The sequence below is a fragment of the Staphylococcus sp. SA22 genome, from assembly GCF_054165785.1.
Genome location: NZ_JBSZQY010000028.1, coordinates 1 through 15,197, shown reverse-complemented (window position 1 = coordinate 15,197; position 15,197 = coordinate 1). Strand labels below are relative to the sequence as shown.

Sequence of the window (15,197 nt, the reverse complement as noted above, 5' to 3'; positions counted from 1 at the left end):
CGTAGAGATGCATTTTTTGTGACAATGGTAGAACCTTTTCTGAACCATACGCATAGCGTATGGTTTTCTTTTCATAAAAAAACTGCCGACAAAGCTTTATGCTTTATCGACAGTATCAAATCAACTTATTGCAAATGTATTACATCGCTAAATATAAAATTGATTAAGCTTCTTCTGAATCTTCTGATGTAGCGTTTTTATCTGGTACTACTTCATCTGTTTCATCATATACTTTCATCACTGCATCTTGAATTTCTTGTCTCATATCTGAATTAATAGGATGCGCGATGTCGCGGAATTCACCATCTGGTGTACGTTTACTTGGCATTGCAACGAACAAGCCAGAGTTTCCTTCAATTACACGTAAATCATGAATTACGAAAGCTTCATCTAATGTAATGGAAACGAGTGCTTTCATTCGTCCATCTGTTTGTATTTTTCTAAGTCTTACATCTGTCACTTTCATGTAGTGAGCCCCCCTATAGTATATATCTCTCTGTTTTATTTAGAAGCTTGATTAAACATATTAATCGAAAATTATAATTCCTTAATTTTACTTACTAATTCAATTTCTACTTTCACATCTTTTGGCAAACGCGCAACCTCTACACAACTACGCGCTGGCTTGTGTTCATTAAAATATTGACCATACACTTCATTTATCTTTTGGAAATCATTCATATCTTTAATGAAAATGGTCGCTTTCGCAACAGAATTCAAATCAGATCCTGCTTCTTCCAAAACAACCTTTAAATTTTCTAAAACTTGTTTTGTCTGTGCTTGAACATCAGCGCTTACGATTTTCCCATCAACATTCAATGGAATCTGACCAGAAGTATAAACCATACCATTTACAACTGTTGCATGCGAATATGGTCCAAGTGCTTCCGGTAATCTTGTTGTGTTAATGATTTTCATAATACTAAAACTCCTTTTATGAAAACTTAGATAAACTGTTGCCAGGTTCTACGTTAAACTCTTGATTATATTCATCTACATCAGATAATTTCACTAAGGAAGTATAATCTTCAATCAATCTTTGTTTAACTTCTTTTGATTCTACAAGTACTGATACCCCTTTTACATGGGCTTTAAACTCATTCATTAAATTCATAACACCATTAATAGAGCCACCAGCCCTCATAAAATCATCGACAACTAAAACATTTGAATTTTCTGCTAAAGTTCTCTTCGAAAGTACCATTGTCTCTATTTTTCTTGAAGATCCTGAAACGTAATTAATTGAAACTGTAGAACCTTCAGTCACCTTGTTGTCTTTTCTAATCACTACTACTGGTAAATTTAAAATATTAGCAACCGCATTTGCCAATGAAATACCTTTTGTCGCAATGGTAACAACAGCATCTAATTTTTCTTCCATGTAAATACTGGCAATTAACTTACCAACTTTGTTTAGTAGCGATGGATTACCTACCAAATCTGATAAAAATAAATACCCGCCAGGTAACAAACGTTCTTTCTCTTCTAATAGAGTAATGACCTCATTAACAACTTCAGTCGCCTCTTCTTTACTCATCATTGGTTTATACGTAACACCACCACTTGCGCCAGCAGTAGTAATTACTGTACCTAACTTTTCTTTTTGGAATGTATTTTTTATAATTTGGACATCTTCACTTATTGAAGACTTCGCCTGTTTAAATTTTTTCACAAAAAAAGTTAATGGAATCAATTTATTCGGATGGTTCATCAAATATTGCGTCATAAAAACAATTCTCTCGCTTCGTTTATATCTCATCTTTTCAACCCTTCTATCCTAATAGTCTAACTAAGTACACTTCATTACAACAACCGTTAACTGCATTATAAATATTTTTTGCTTGGCTTTCTTTTCGTGCTAGCCCATACACAGTCGGTCCGCTTCCACTCATTAACGCACCATCTGCACCACTTTTCAACATATTATTTTTTAATTTATCGATTTGTGGGTGTTTTGAAACAGAAATTGGCTCTAATCGATTAGACAAACTTTGACATAATTGTTGATAATCTCGATTTTCTAAGGCCTCATAACACATTTTCGTATGTACGTCGTAACGCTTATCTAAATTAATCAACTTAAATATATCTGGTGATGATATGCCTAAGTTTGGTTTAGCAAGAATCACCCAAGCTGAAGGTGGTTTATTTAAAAACTCGATTTTCTCTCCTCTTCCAGTACATAGTGCAGTTTTATTATAAATACAAAACGGAATATCTGTCCCGATTTTACTGCCTAGTAGAGCCAATTCTTCCAAACTCGCCCCTATATTAAAAAGTCGATTCAATCCTCTTAACGTTGCTGCTGCATCAGCCGAACCTCCAGCTAAGCCAGCAGAAACAGGTATTTCTTTATCGATAGAAATTGTTACACCTTGCTTTAGTTGATATTGCTCAATAAATAGTTGCGCTGCACGATATGCGAGATTTTTATGATTAGAAGGCACATAATTATGTTCAATCTCAACAACTATCTTTCGATCTTTTCTTTTATGAAAAGTTAAACGATCATTTAAATCAACTGTTGTCATTATCATTTCAATCTCATGATAGCCATCATTTCTTTTAAAAAGTGTATCGAGCGTAAAATTAATTTTGGCTGGTGCCGTTTCATATATCATTTTCCGCCCTCTTTTCGTTATCTTAATATGATGATTTTAACATAAAGAGAATTAATATTTGACATTTTAATTTGTTTTTTAGTGTTTTTTTAATAAAAAAGTAATTTTCTCCATCTAATTACTTAGTATTTACTTGTATTTGTGTTTATAAATACAATTATCCATTTACTGAAAAATCTATAAGCGAAACATCAGTGTTAAACATTTTGTAAATAAAAAGAGTATTGAACATAATGCCCAACACTCAAATAATTATCATAATATTTACTTCTTATACTAAGAAACGTCTAACATCTCTATATGTCTTATTTAGTGTGCAATTGATTCGTGATGATTATCCTCTTCAAATGAAACTTGAACATTTTCAGTTAACACATCAGTGTATGTATAAGATACTCTCTCAAAGTTGTGTTTGTCTTGATCTAACTCAACAATGAAAACTGACGGATATGTTTCTTTTAAAATTCCAGAACGTTTTATTGTTTTCTTACGGCCTCCATTGGCTTTCAGTACAATACGATTTCCTACATGACAATCAATAGAATTTTTGATGTCCAAAATTGATTTTGGCATATTGCTCCACCTCGCTACAAGTTACATAATACCATATTTGCAGCGTTTTCGTCAAACAAAATTTAAATTTTAACAATAGTGCTTTGCTTTGTCAATCATTTAATTTTCTAATTGAGGGAATTTTTTCTTTTCTTCATACAATTTAGCAAAATCTTGAATAGATAGCGTTTCACCGCGACGTCTTGGATCAATACCCGCTTGTTCTAACCATTGTAAAATCACTTCTTTGTGTTGTTTACCATCTTTAAAATAATTTTGATAGTTATTGTTAATTGTCTTTCTTCTTTGTGCAAATGCTGCTTTTGCTAACTTAAAGAATGCTTCCTCGTTATCTACTGTTACTAACGGTTCAGTTCTCTGCATCAGTTTTACAACTATTGAATCAACATTAGGTGGTGGCATAAATACAGATTTAGGTACCGTTAATACTTTACTAGTCTCTGTATAGTATTGTACGACAATTGATAATGAACCATATGCTTTTGAACCTACTTCAGCATTTAAGCGTTCACCCACTTCTTTTTGCATCATCACCACGTAGCCATCAATTGGTATATCTTGTTGCATTAAATTTAATAAAATTGGCGTCGTAATATAGTACGGCAGGTTTGCAACAACCATTATTTTTTCACAATCTTGTAAATGATTTTCAACAGCTTTTTTAATATTCGCTTTTAAAATATCTTCATTAATCACCGTCACATTATCATAAGGTGATAGTGTATCATTTAATACAGGTATTAAACGTTGATCAATTTCAAATGCCAATACTCTTTTAGCATGTCTGGCCAATTGTTCTGTCAACGACCCCATACCTGGACCAATTTCAATCACCCCAGTTTGTGCATCAATATCACTTGCATCAATGATATTATTAATGATATTCACATCTATTAAAAAGTTCTGTCCTAAACTTTTTTTAAAATTAAAGCCATATTTATCTAACAACGCTCGCGTTCTTGATGGTGTTGCAATATCTTTATTATCCAACATTTTCACTTCCTCATTCATCTTCTAAAGCTTGCCTTACATCCGCTTCGGTATAACCAAATGCATTTAACTTTTTCAATAACTGCTTACCATTGGAATGGCCGATTCGCAATTTTCTACTTAAAATTTCTCTACGGCGCCTTGCATCTTTCCCAACGATTAACCCCAACTCTATAAGCACAGATTTATCAATTGATTCATAAGCTTCATCAAAGGGTGAACTAACATGCATTAACGCTTCTTTAATATCAATTAAGTCGGCATGTTCAACACCAATTTTCCCTTTTTTATTTTTAGCTTTTTCTCTATCAATATACGCGTGTTTAACACCTTTGACATGTTCAGTAATTGTACTTCTAATTTTATCTCCTGGGAAATCTGGATCTGTTAATACAATAACGCCTCGACTTTGTTGAGCATTTCTAATTACTTCTAAAGTTTGTTCGTTGATGGCACTACCATTCGTTTCAATCGTATCACATTCAACAGCTCGTTTAACACGCTCAGTATCATCTCGTCCTTCTACAACTATAAACTCATTGATTTTCATTTAAAACGCCTTCCTACAATTCTTAATTTCAAAGCACTAACCATCTCTATCGCACGTATTGCACATGCACGATATTTTAATTTAAAAAAGTGAGAAAGAACCATAGCATATTAAACGAATATAGCATCGTTTACATTTATGGCGGTGATCTTTCTCACTTTTAACTTTATGAATTTAAATTAAACAATTTCTCTGCATTTTTAGTTGTTTGTTCGCACACTTCTTCATAAGATAAGCCTTTTAATTCAGCAATTTGTTCAGCTACTAAAGTTACTCTTGCCGGTTCATTTCGCTTCCCTCTATACGGATGTGGCGAAAGATACGGTGCATCGGTTTCAACAAGCAATCGCTCCATTGACACATGCTTAGCAACTTCTTTAGGCTGTTTAGCATTTTTAAATGTCACAGGTCCACCTAATGAAATATAAAAATTCAGCTTATTAGTTACAATATCTGCAATTTCTGGAGAACCACTAAAGCTATGCATAATCCCGCCTACCTCTTCAGCATGCTCCTCCAATAAGATATCGATACAGTCTTGTGTTGCTTCACGGTTATGAATGATAATTGGTAACTTCAAACGCTTAGCTAAAGCAATTTGCTTTCTAAAAACTTCCTTTTGAACATCTGCAGGAGATTTATCCCAGTGATAATCTAATCCCATTTCACCAATACCAATCACTTTTGGATGCTGAGCTAAAGATTCAATCCATTCCAAGTGTTCTTCTGTAAAATCAATTGCGTCAACTGGATGCCAACCGATAATGCCATATAAAAAATCATACTCATCGATTAATTTCATCGCGCGTTCAATTGTCGATTTGTTAAAACCAACTACAAACATACGATCAACACCTGCTTCTCTAGCACGTGTAATCACTTCACCCAAATCATCATCGTATTGCTCATCATTTAAATGGACATGTGTATCGATTAACATAATTATCTCTCCTAATTTTTAAAAATACAGTTATTTAATCACTGCACCATTTGGAATTGCACTTGGTAAACTTACTAAGGTTAATACACCATCTTTTTCAGCAGATAATATCATACCTTCAGATTTTTGCCCCATTAATTTAGCTGGTTTCAAGTTAGTAACAACTGCTACTTTTTTACCAATAATATCATCTGGTGTATAGAATTTGGCAATTCCTGATACAATTTGTCTTTGTTCAGAATCTAAGTCTACTTGAATTTTTAAAAGCTTATCTGACTTCTTAACATGTTCAGCATCAATAATCGTTGCTGCCTTAATTTCAACTTTATCAAAGTCTTTAATATCAATTTGTGGTTTGCTAGGAATCTCTTCTTTTTCCTCTTCAGTAGCAGGCGGTTGCATTGATTCTTTGATATATGCAATTTCCGCTTCGCTATCCAATCTTGGGAAAATAGGTTTAGGTTGCCCAGTAACCATAATTGGCTCAGTAAGCACACCATATTGCTCTAAACTACTAAATTCCATAAATTGAGGATTGTTAATGTTCAATTGTTCAAAAATCTCTTTCGGCGCATGAGTTAAGAATGGACGTAATAATACAGCTGCATAACGAATATTTTCAACTAAGTGAGCCATAACATTGCCTAACATATCTTTTTGGCTATCGTCCTTAGCTAATACCCAAGGCGTTGTTTCGTCAATATACTTATTCGTTCTACTAATAAACTTCCATACCGTAGATAATGCCACAGAAAATTGCAAACTTTCCATGCTTTCAGTATAGCTTTTCACTGTTTCTAAAGCCATAGCTTCCATTTCTTCATCTAATTCATGAAGTGGACCTTGATACGCTGGTAATTCGCCATCAAAGTACTTATTAATCATAGAAATCGTACGGTTTACTAAGTTGCCTAAGTCATTTGCTAGATCGAAATTTGTACGCTCAACAAATGCTTCAGGTGTAAATACGCCATCTGAACCAAATGGTAATTCACGCATTAGATAATAACGTGTGGCATCTAAACCATAGCGATCAATTAAAATATTCGGGTCTACGACATTACCTTTAGATTTACTCATTTTTCCATCTTTCATCAAAATCCAACCATGTGCAAAGACTTTTTTAGGTAACGGTAAGTCTAATGCCATCAATAAAATAGGCCAAATAATTGAGTGGAATCGCACAATTTCCTTAGCCATTAAATGAATATCTGCTGGCCAGTATTTGTTAAATAGTGACTCATCATCTGATAAATAGCCTAATGCTGAAATATAGTTAACTAACGCATCAATCCAAACATAAACAACATGTTTTGGATTAGACGGAACATGGACACCCCAGTTAAATGATGTACGAGAAACAGCCAAATCAGCAAGTCCTGGCTTAATGAAGTTGTTAATCATTTCATTTTTTCTTGATGGTGGTTGTATAAAATCTGGATTTTGGTCATAGAATTCTAATAGACGGTCTGTATATTTACTAATATTAAAGAAATAACTTTCTTCTTTTACTAGTTCAACTTCATGTCCAGAATCTGGACTTTTACCACCAATAATTTTACCGTTTTCGTATTGTGGGTCTACTAATTGTGACTCTGTGTAGTATGTTTCATCCGGAACAGAATACCAACCTTCATATTCACCTAAATAGATATCACCTTGCTTTAATAAACGTTCAAATACTTGCTCAACGACATGTTTATGACGTTCTTCAGTTGTTCTGATAAAATCATCATTTGAAATTTCAAGCTTAGCCCACAATTGTTTAATTCCAGCAATCATCTCATCCAAATATTCAATTTCTGTCTTACCAGCTTTTTGAGCTTTTTCTTGAATTTTTTGACCGTGTTCATCCGTTCCAGTCAAATAACGAACATCATATCCTTGCATTCTCTTATATCTTGCAATAACATCTCCAGCCACTGTAGAATATGCATGTCCTATATGTAAATTCCCACTAGGATAGTATATTGGGGTTGTTATATAAAATGTTTCTTTAGCCATAACTGTTCCTCCTCGTAATGTCTCACTTCAAATAATATCTAAGATTTCTATGCATTTCAACGGACGCGAACATTTATCTCGTCATCTCATTTTCATCTTATTCAATGTTAAGGTATTTATTACTTTCAATGTATTTATTTTACATTAAAAAACGTCGATGTCATCATTTTTTTATCATAGTCAACATCATTTTATCAGTATCAATGCAAAATGATAACTTGCCATTTAAAATTACAGCTTGCGTTTATAAAATCGTTTAAAATTTCATATAATCGATAAAGTGATTAACTTATTTGATGATAAATATTATATACTTCATTCGTTTTAAGTTGTCGTTCTTCAGCAACTTTTTTAATAGCTTGTTTTGGTTTCATCTGTGAAGTTTGAATATAATGATCAACATGCTCATTGATAGATAAATCATCAAACCACGATATCTCATTGTTCGCTTTAGCACCCTCAATCAAGATAACGAATTCGCCTTTCAATGGTACATCGCCTTGCTGAATCAATGCTTGTAATTGTGTTACATCATCAGTTACAATTTGTTCGAACTTCTTAGTCAATTCACGCCCTAGTGATACTTGTCGCGTTGCATCTATCTTTGCAATTGTTTTTAATGTATCTGTCACACGATGCGGTGATTCGTATATAATTAATGTGCTATTTTCATGCATACGTTGCTCTAATACAGCACTTTTTTCTTTCTCTTTTCGTGGTAAAAATCCTAAAAATGTATATACATATGAAGGTAATCCACTGGCCATCAAAGCCGTCAGCCCAGCATTAGGTCCAGGCACAGTCTCTACTTTAATATTAGCTTCTCTGGCTGCCACTACTAATTCGTATCCAGGATCACTAATTAAGGGCAATCCAGCATCAGATACGAGCGCAACGTCAATACCTAATTCTAACTGTTCAATGATAAAAGCAGTCTGCTTATCCTTGTTATGTTCGTGATATGACTTTAATGGAGTTGGAATATCATAATGATTACACAGCTTACTAGTTACTCTAGTGTCTTCACAAGCAATCATATCAACACGTTTCAATACATCAACTGCTCTATAAGTAATATCTGCTAAATTACCAATTGGTGTGCCCACTAAATATAATACAGCCATACTATCGCTCCTTAATTAATCGCAATTTCTTTTGTCTGGTATAAGTTTTAATTTCATATTCACGCTTCAATGCTTCAGACTTTGTCTCATACATTTCTTGATAAACTAAATGCACCGGACGTCTTACTTTCGTATATTTGGCTCCTTGACCTCGGTTATGTTTTTCAACACGTGCATTAACGTCTTTAGCGTATCCTGTATATAAACTTCCATCACTACATTTTACAATATATACAAAATGACTATCCATAATATACTTCCTTCATTTCTTCACTATAATTACCATCTTCATTATAAATATAAAATGGGGGCATGATTTCTAAACCTTGATTTCCACCTTTTCGACCTTCTACAACTATCGTTTGTGCCGATTTCCCTACTTTACTATATATAAAAACGACTTTCTTAGGTTCAATATTCACTTTTCTCATTTCAAACAAGACATCCATTAGTCTATCTGCACGATGTACCATATTTAGCCTGCCACCTTCTTTTAATAAATGACGGGCTGCAATCATGCAATCTTCAAGTGTACACATAATCTCATGTCTCGCTATCTTATGTGCTTCTTTTTGATGTTGGTGTTGCTGATTCTCTTTAAAATAAGGCGGATTACACGTTACTAAAGTATATTGTGAAGGTTTAAATACTTTAGTAACGTTTTTCAAATCCATGTGATGCATTGTTAAATATTCATCAACATCATTGAATTGAAATGTGCGTCGCGCCATATCGACAAGTGTTTTTTGAATCTCAACACCTTCTATATGTCGTGGATGTTTCGCAAACAATAACAAGGGTATCACCCCATTGCCTGAACATAAGTCCAACACAATATCTTTTGTTCTAGGTTTTGTAAAATGCCCTAACAACAAAGCATCCGTTGAAAACGAAAAAACATCATCATTTTGAATAATACTAAAATCTTCTTTGATTAGTTGATCAAATCGTTCATTCTCTTTTAACATTTTAAACTCCTATGAAGACAACCTTTTTCTATTGAGTAATTGAAATCTCTTTTTATATTATATGCCTATCTACATTCGATGTATTTTTGACTTTTAACAGCTACATTTTATAACTAATGATACTGCGTGCACACTTAATAATAACATTTAGTACCGCTATCTCTTATGCAATCACCAAAACTTTATACACAATTAAAGCCTGAAACATGCATTGTCTCAGACTTATCCAAACCATATTCATTTATAATTATAACACTATTTGAGTGTGCTTGATTAATCACTTAAAACTTCTAAACAGAACAGACAATCTTCACCATGTCGATGTTTTCCAAATAATTCGCCTTTACAAATATGAAATCCTTCTCCATACAATATAGCCAAATTATCTTTACTTGGTAATGGCTTTTTCACAGCTTTTGCTGGTTTTGAATTCGCAGTATCAATAGTAGTTGGTTCATCATTGCCCAACACCTTTTTCAAATTATCATTTTCAAGTTGAAGCGCTACATTTTCTTCTACTAATTCAACTGCAAGTGCCTTTAATTCTGAAGTTTCCTTTGAAAGTTGATTGACATTCATTTCTAAACGCATTATTTTTTCAAATATTTCATTGCGATCCAAATGTAATAATGCCTCCTTAATGCATAGTTTCTATTTCTTCTAATTTATATTCAAGTGGCTGTTCGTGTCCCTCAAGCTTCACCTGCATAGAAATGTCTAATATATTTAAAGCAACTACTTTCCCGTTACCATCAGGCGTTTCAATTGCTTCACCAATATCAGGTAATTGTGCACGTACTTCCTCATAGTAGTCATTTTCATATTTTAAACAACACATCAAACGACCACATGCACCGGAAATTTTAGTTGGATTTAATGATAAATTTTGATCCTTAGCCATCTTAATCGATACTGGTTCAAAATCTCCTAAAAATGTAGAACAACATAACGACCTACCACAAGGTCCGATACCGCCAAGCAATTTGGCTTCATCCCTTACACCAATTTGTCTCAACTCGATACGTGTTTTTAAATGTTGCGCTAATATTTTTACTAATTTTCTAAAATCAATACGATCATCCGCCGTAAAATTAAAAATAACTTTCGATTTATCTAATGTATATTCGCAATTGACTAAACGCATGTCCAAATCTTGTTCTCTTACAATGTCTTTACATAGTATTAATGCATTTTCAGCATCTCGTTCATTACAATTAAATTTATCAATATCTTTGTCATCAGCAATGCGAATAATATTTTTAAGAGGTAACACAACATCCTCTTCAGCAATATCCATTAATGGATTTTTAACAATACCTATCTCTATGCCTCTTTTAGATTCGACAACTACCCAGTCATCTATATCTACTTGTATATCATTAGGTGTATAATATTCTAATTTTCCCGCTTTTTGAAACTGAACACCTATTACATTTGGCATCTAACTCACACCCTTAATTACGATTTGTTCAAATACAAGCGTTGGATTTACATTTTGATTCAATTTCTTATGTGCTTCCGTCAGTTGATCAAACATCAAAATTAATTGATTAAACGACAACTTTTGCGCATATTGATCAATATCATTTTTTAAATCACTATATATTTGTTTATCCTCTACATTTACCTTTGTATGTATGATATCTTCGAAGAAACCATTCACAGCTGCAATAGTTAAAGATTGCAGTTTTTTATTTTTAGCCTGTTTCAATAAATCAATAATACCTATAAGTGCCATTGGCTTATTAGTAAGCAACAATTCACACCAACGTATAACTGATTTCCTTAATGCTAATAAATCAAATTCTTCATTTAAAGCCATTGCATTATCTATTTGCGTAGTATAAGTACTAATCATTTCAGCTACTGGCTTAGACATGTCTTGTTCAACTAATCTATTTATAAACTTTTCTTTATCAATAGGCTTGAAATATACATGCTGACACCTTGAATGGATTGTGTCTAAAATTTGCTCAGGTTTTGTAGACAATAAAATAGCAATCGTATTGTCCGGTGGTTCTTCAAGAAATTTCAAGATACTGTTTTCCCCTTGAACAGTTAACTTTTCAAAGTCTTCAATGATGTACACTTTATTTGTGCTTTCTATAGGAAGTTGATTCATATGACGCACAAGTTGTTCAACTTGTTCTTTCTTAATTGCATTCTCAGTTGTTGATATATACATAAAGTCTGGATGATTATATGTACTAACCTTTGTTTCACATTGACTATCTGTTTGACATAAAATAAGCTTGGCAAAATTAATCGCAACTTGTTTCATCGTTTGTGCATCATCACCTTCAAATAAATAGGCATGCGATAATTTATTTGAATGATATGCATTCGTCAATTGTTGCTGTTCATCCATTCATTACAAACTCCCTTTTGCTTTTATATAAAAAGGTTGCCAAAGAGCAACTAATTACTGCAACAATAGCGACCATGATTTGTGATTATTCTTAGAACCACAAAAATCAAATCTATTGGCATCTGAACTAGTCGCAGTCAAGCAACCCAAAATTGTTAATAACTTATTAATACACTATTTTAAGTATCTCTAATTGATGATTGTATTATAGAATTAAAATTGATGGAATGCATCAACTGGCATAACAAATACAGTAGCACCGCCAACTTCAACTTCAACTGGATATGGAATGTACGAATCCGCACTGCCTCCCATAGGTGTAATAGGTGAAACCAACTGTTCTCTATTACCACACGTTTGATTAATCACAGACAATATTTCATCTACACGGTCATCATTGACACCACATAAGAATGTTGTATTACCTGCTCTTAAAAACCCACCTGTTGTTGCCAATTTTGTTGCTCTAAAGTTATTTTTAACAAGTTGATCTGCAAGTTCCTGACTATCTTGATCTTGTACGATCGCTATAATCATTTTCATTTTATAACACCTCTTCTAACAATTATATCATATCTTTTCTAAATATTTGATGATAGTTTGATACGTGTCTTCAACAACATTTTCAAGAGGTTGATCTGCATTAACGCTTTTGAACCGTTGTGATTCATTATGAATGATTTCTTGGTAACCTTCAATTACTTTTTCGTGAAACTTTAAATCTTCTTGATCTAATCTATTTTGATCTCTTGAATTTTTAATAATACGTTCGCGTCCTACTTCAGCACTAACATTCAAATAAATCGTCAAGTCTGGATATAATCCATTTATTGCGAATTCGTTTAATGCTCTTACTTCTTCAACGCCAATCCCTCTAGCATAACCTTGATAAGCTAATGAACTATCGATATAGCGATCACACAACACAACCTTACCTTCTTTTAAAGCTGGTATGACCTTTAATACAAGATGTTCTCTTCTAGATGCAGCAAATAACATTGCTTCAGTTCTAATGTCCATATCATTGCCTTCTAATACAATTTTACGTATTTCTTCACCAGTAGGAACACCACCTGGTTCTCTAGTCATAATGACATCATAATCTTTTACTAATCTATGATAAACTTCATTAATTACAGTTGTTTTACCTGAGCCTTCTGGGCCCTCAAAAGTTATAAAAGCTGACATTTTATTCATCCTCAACTAAAATTTTATTATTTTTAATTCCTTCAACTATCATTCCAGTTTCCAGATATTCATTTACCAATTCTATCATATTTTCAGTTATTGTTTCTCCTTTGAAAATAATAGGAATCCCTGGCGGATATGGGACAATATGTCGCGCCAGAACTTTACCTTTTGCCTTTTTCAAATCACACCAAGTAACATATTCAAAGCGTTTTGGTTTATAGTTACCTTCAGTTGTTAAAAGTTGTGTTTGTTTAACTATAGAAACTGATTTTTTCGGTAAAATCATATCTTCAATTTTACGTAAAAGCGAATCAAATAAATACGTATCATCATGATGCCATAACGGCAATATCGCTAATGCTTGATAGTCGTCAGCTAATTCTAAATAGATATGTGCATTCATAAACCAATTTTGAATATCATGACCTGTAAAGCCTTCATATTTTATCAACAGCTTCAACGGATCATCAACTTGAAGCATTTCAAAACCTTTATTCTCCAAACATTCGATTAATTGCGCTCTCTTATCAAAAAACACGGTACTATCATATGTTTTATAGAACTGGGCAGCTGACTCTAAACTAGCCATAATCAAATATGAAGGACTAGATGTTTGGAAATAGCTTAGATATTCTATAATATTTTCTCTATAAGGTGCATTTTTATGAATATAAAGTACCGAGCCCATCGTTAAAGCTGGTAACGTTTTATGAAAAGATTGAACAACATAGTCAGCTTGATAATTTAATGTAGAATCTGGAAATCCTTGCAATCCAAAGTGCGCGCCGTGTGCTTCGTCAATGAGTAAAGGAATGCCTAATTGGTGCAAAGATTTGATAACCTCTTCTACATTAAATGTTTCACCGTAATAGTTAGGATAAGTCAACACAGCAAGTTTGTGACCGTCATTATTCAAACGGCTTAAATTAACTTTATTATAATGATTCGTTAACGGACTTTGATGCGTTTCAATAAAATACCCTTCTTGTTGGCTAATATCGAGCGCATGTAATACAGATTTATGTACATTTCTTGCCATTAAGATATCGCCTTTTTTCTGTGAAAAAGACTGGATGACAGATAATATTCCTGAAGTGGTGCCATTCACTAAGAAATAAGCATCATAATCTGAATGTTTCTCCACCTGCTTCATACTTTCCAAAATGACTTCTTCAGGATGATGTAAATCATCTAATCCAGGTATTTCAGTTTTATCCATTGTCATTGATAATTGAGATAAATGACCGATAGTCATATTTTTATGACCCGGAACATGCAAAGAAATCGCTTCTTCTTGATTTAAACTTTCTAATTTATTTAAAATAGGTTGCTTCATGATATACGCTTCCTTTATTTACACTGTTTTGGAATTAGTTATTTTCAAAAGTATTAATTATATAGTAACACTTCTTTGACAAAAGTTAGTGTTACTTATGCAATAGCTTGTCTATTGTATAATAATTAATTTCCTTTTTGTATTTCGATTTAAAAGATATTAGACATAAAACCTAAAAACAGCAGTAAGATGATTTATGATTAAAAACTATCTTACTGCTGTTCACTTTTTATAATACTTCTGAATGTCTTCACTTATACTTCTAGTCACAGATTTAAACAATCAAAAGTGCACATTATTTAATTATCATTTCCAAAACTCAATGCGGCTCATCGCATCCATTTTTTGCCTGGCAACGTTCTACTCTAGCGGAACGTAAGTTGGCTACCATCGACGCTAAGAACCTTTCTTGACTTGTGACAATCGCTTGCTTCTTTCCTCTTCTTCGGCTCTCACTTACTCATTTAGCTCTACTAAACTCGTTGCGCTCTTTTCTCGTTTCGTCAGATTCAAACGTTTTCACTTCGCCAAG

General features: G+C 33.1%; 18 protein-coding genes. All 18 read right to left on the bottom strand.

Annotated elements, in window-relative coordinates:
- Positions 1 to 163: 163 nt before the first annotated feature.
- The 18 genes from spoVG to ACXQH5_RS13485 all read right to left on the bottom strand — a co-directional run bounded on the left by spoVG (position 164) and on the right by ACXQH5_RS13485 (position 14,665).
- Positions 164 to 466, bottom strand: coding sequence for a septation regulator SpoVG (gene spoVG / locus ACXQH5_RS13570; protein ID WP_000868999.1), 303 nt, complete (start codon positions 464 to 466; stop codon positions 164 to 166).
- 71 nt (positions 467 to 537) lie between these two features.
- Complete coding sequence (locus ACXQH5_RS13565) at positions 538 to 918, bottom strand: RidA family protein (RefSeq protein WP_000691774.1); 381 nt, start codon at positions 916 to 918, stop codon at positions 538 to 540.
- Positions 919 to 934: 16 nt separating this feature from the next.
- Positions 935 to 1,759, bottom strand: coding sequence for a pur operon repressor (purR, locus tag ACXQH5_RS13560; RefSeq protein WP_001269643.1), 825 nt, complete (start codon positions 1,757 to 1,759; stop codon positions 935 to 937).
- Between the two features lie 13 nt (positions 1,760 to 1,772).
- Complete coding sequence (gene ispE, locus ACXQH5_RS13555) at positions 1,773 to 2,621, bottom strand: 4-(cytidine 5'-diphospho)-2-C-methyl-D-erythritol kinase (protein WP_000638877.1); 849 nt, start codon at positions 2,619 to 2,621, stop codon at positions 1,773 to 1,775.
- Positions 2,622 to 2,930: 309 nt separating this feature from the next.
- Entirely contained in the window at positions 2,931 to 3,194 is a 264-nt protein-coding gene (gene veg, locus ACXQH5_RS13550; RefSeq protein ID WP_001126664.1) for a biofilm formation stimulator Veg, read from the bottom strand.
- Positions 3,195 to 3,293: 99 nt separating this feature from the next.
- Complete coding sequence (gene rsmA / locus ACXQH5_RS13545; RefSeq protein ID WP_000886504.1) at positions 3,294 to 4,187, bottom strand: 16S rRNA (adenine(1518)-N(6)/adenine(1519)-N(6))-dimethyltransferase RsmA; 894 nt, start codon at positions 4,185 to 4,187, stop codon at positions 3,294 to 3,296.
- 10 nt (positions 4,188 to 4,197) lie between these two features.
- Positions 4,198 to 4,734 carry a ribonuclease M5 gene (gene rnmV, locus ACXQH5_RS13540; protein ID WP_000700080.1) on the bottom strand — a complete coding sequence of 179 codons (537 nt, stop codon included), beginning with the start codon at positions 4,732 to 4,734 and terminating at the stop codon, positions 4,198 to 4,200.
- Between the two features lie 166 nt (positions 4,735 to 4,900).
- Positions 4,901 to 5,674, bottom strand: a complete 774-nt coding sequence (locus ACXQH5_RS13535) for a TatD family hydrolase (protein WP_000904309.1) — start codon at positions 5,672 to 5,674, stop codon at positions 4,901 to 4,903.
- A 30-nt stretch (positions 5,675 to 5,704) separates the two neighbouring features.
- Positions 5,705 to 7,678: a methionine--tRNA ligase gene (gene metG, locus ACXQH5_RS13530; RefSeq protein WP_001051120.1), complete on the bottom strand. Its 1,974-nt coding sequence runs from the start codon at positions 7,676 to 7,678 to the stop codon at positions 5,705 to 5,707.
- A 284-nt stretch (positions 7,679 to 7,962) separates the two neighbouring features.
- Entirely contained in the window at positions 7,963 to 8,802 is an 840-nt protein-coding gene (gene rsmI / locus ACXQH5_RS13525; protein ID WP_000279919.1) for a 16S rRNA (cytidine(1402)-2'-O)-methyltransferase, read from the bottom strand.
- Position 8,803: 1 nt separating this feature from the next.
- The gene (locus ACXQH5_RS13520; RefSeq protein ID WP_000377064.1) at positions 8,804 to 9,052 is read right to left on the bottom strand and encodes a GIY-YIG nuclease family protein; all 249 of its coding nucleotides are present in this window, start codon (positions 9,050 to 9,052) and stop codon (positions 8,804 to 8,806) included.
- A complete protein-coding gene (locus ACXQH5_RS13515) occupies positions 9,045 to 9,770 on the bottom strand; it encodes a tRNA1(Val) (adenine(37)-N6)-methyltransferase (protein ID WP_000910687.1) in 726 nt (241 codons plus the stop codon). Before ACXQH5_RS13515 ends, ACXQH5_RS13520 begins: the two co-directional genes overlap by 8 nt.
- Positions 9,771 to 10,043: 273 nt before the next feature.
- Positions 10,044 to 10,391 (bottom strand): DNA replication initiation control protein YabA, encoded by a 348-nt coding sequence (gene yabA, locus ACXQH5_RS13510; protein WP_000375686.1) that lies wholly within the window; start codon positions 10,389 to 10,391, stop codon positions 10,044 to 10,046.
- A gap of 16 nt (positions 10,392 to 10,407) precedes the next feature.
- Positions 10,408 to 11,211: a PSP1 domain-containing protein gene (locus ACXQH5_RS13505; RefSeq protein WP_458067621.1), complete on the bottom strand. Its 804-nt coding sequence runs from the start codon at positions 11,209 to 11,211 to the stop codon at positions 10,408 to 10,410.
- Entirely contained in the window at positions 11,212 to 12,138 is a 927-nt protein-coding gene (locus ACXQH5_RS13500) for a DNA polymerase III subunit delta' C-terminal domain-containing protein (protein ID WP_000344330.1), read from the bottom strand.
- A 213-nt stretch (positions 12,139 to 12,351) separates the two neighbouring features.
- Positions 12,352 to 12,681, bottom strand: coding sequence for a cyclic-di-AMP receptor (locus ACXQH5_RS13495; RefSeq protein ID WP_000781979.1), 330 nt, complete (start codon positions 12,679 to 12,681; stop codon positions 12,352 to 12,354).
- A gap of 27 nt (positions 12,682 to 12,708) precedes the next feature.
- Positions 12,709 to 13,326: a dTMP kinase gene (gene tmk, locus ACXQH5_RS13490; RefSeq protein ID WP_001272126.1), complete on the bottom strand. Its 618-nt coding sequence runs from the start codon at positions 13,324 to 13,326 to the stop codon at positions 12,709 to 12,711.
- 1 nt (position 13,327) lies between these two features.
- Positions 13,328 to 14,665 (bottom strand): aminotransferase class V-fold PLP-dependent enzyme, encoded by a 1,338-nt coding sequence (locus ACXQH5_RS13485; protein WP_000812840.1) that lies wholly within the window; start codon positions 14,663 to 14,665, stop codon positions 13,328 to 13,330.
- Positions 14,666 to 15,197: the final 532 nt, after the last annotated feature.

What these genes read in the sequence shown, in the direction of transcription:
- rsmA (WP_000886504.1), bottom strand. Translation starts at nt 4,187, where the DNA reads ATGTTGGATAATAAAGATATTGCAACACCATCAAGAACGCGAGCGTTG.
- spoVG (WP_000868999.1), bottom strand. Translation starts at nt 466, where the DNA reads ATGAAAGTGACAGATGTAAGACTTAGAAAAATACAAACAGATGGACGA.
- metG (WP_001051120.1), bottom strand. Translation starts at nt 7,678, where the DNA reads ATGGCTAAAGAAACATTTTATATAACAACCCCAATATACTATCCTAGT.
- ACXQH5_RS13535 (WP_000904309.1), bottom strand. Translation starts at nt 5,674, where the DNA reads ATGTTAATCGATACACATGTCCATTTAAATGATGAGCAATACGATGAT.
- ACXQH5_RS13515 (WP_000910687.1), bottom strand. Translation starts at nt 9,770, where the DNA reads ATGTTAAAAGAGAATGAACGATTTGATCAACTAATCAAAGAAGATTTT.
- tmk (WP_001272126.1), bottom strand. Translation starts at nt 13,326, where the DNA reads ATGTCAGCTTTTATAACTTTTGAGGGCCCAGAAGGCTCAGGTAAAACA.
- ACXQH5_RS13485 (WP_000812840.1), bottom strand. Translation starts at nt 14,665, where the DNA reads ATGAAGCAACCTATTTTAAATAAATTAGAAAGTTTAAATCAAGAAGAA.
- ACXQH5_RS13505 (WP_458067621.1), bottom strand. Translation starts at nt 11,211, where the DNA reads ATGCCAAATGTAATAGGTGTTCAGTTTCAAAAAGCGGGAAAATTAGAA.
- ACXQH5_RS13500 (WP_000344330.1), bottom strand. Translation starts at nt 12,138, where the DNA reads ATGGATGAACAGCAACAATTGACGAATGCATATCATTCAAATAAATTA.
- rnmV (WP_000700080.1), bottom strand. Translation starts at nt 4,734, where the DNA reads ATGAAAATCAATGAGTTTATAGTTGTAGAAGGACGAGATGATACTGAG.
- ACXQH5_RS13520 (WP_000377064.1), bottom strand. Translation starts at nt 9,052, where the DNA reads ATGGATAGTCATTTTGTATATATTGTAAAATGTAGTGATGGAAGTTTA.
- ispE (WP_000638877.1), bottom strand. Translation starts at nt 2,621, where the DNA reads ATGATATATGAAACGGCACCAGCCAAAATTAATTTTACGCTCGATACA.
- ACXQH5_RS13495 (WP_000781979.1), bottom strand. Translation starts at nt 12,681, where the DNA reads ATGAAAATGATTATAGCGATCGTACAAGATCAAGATAGTCAGGAACTT.
- ACXQH5_RS13565 (WP_000691774.1), bottom strand. Translation starts at nt 918, where the DNA reads ATGAAAATCATTAACACAACAAGATTACCGGAAGCACTTGGACCATAT.
- veg (WP_001126664.1), bottom strand. Translation starts at nt 3,194, where the DNA reads ATGCCAAAATCAATTTTGGACATCAAAAATTCTATTGATTGTCATGTA.
- rsmI (WP_000279919.1), bottom strand. Translation starts at nt 8,802, where the DNA reads ATGGCTGTATTATATTTAGTGGGCACACCAATTGGTAATTTAGCAGAT.
- purR (WP_001269643.1), bottom strand. Translation starts at nt 1,759, where the DNA reads ATGAGATATAAACGAAGCGAGAGAATTGTTTTTATGACGCAATATTTG.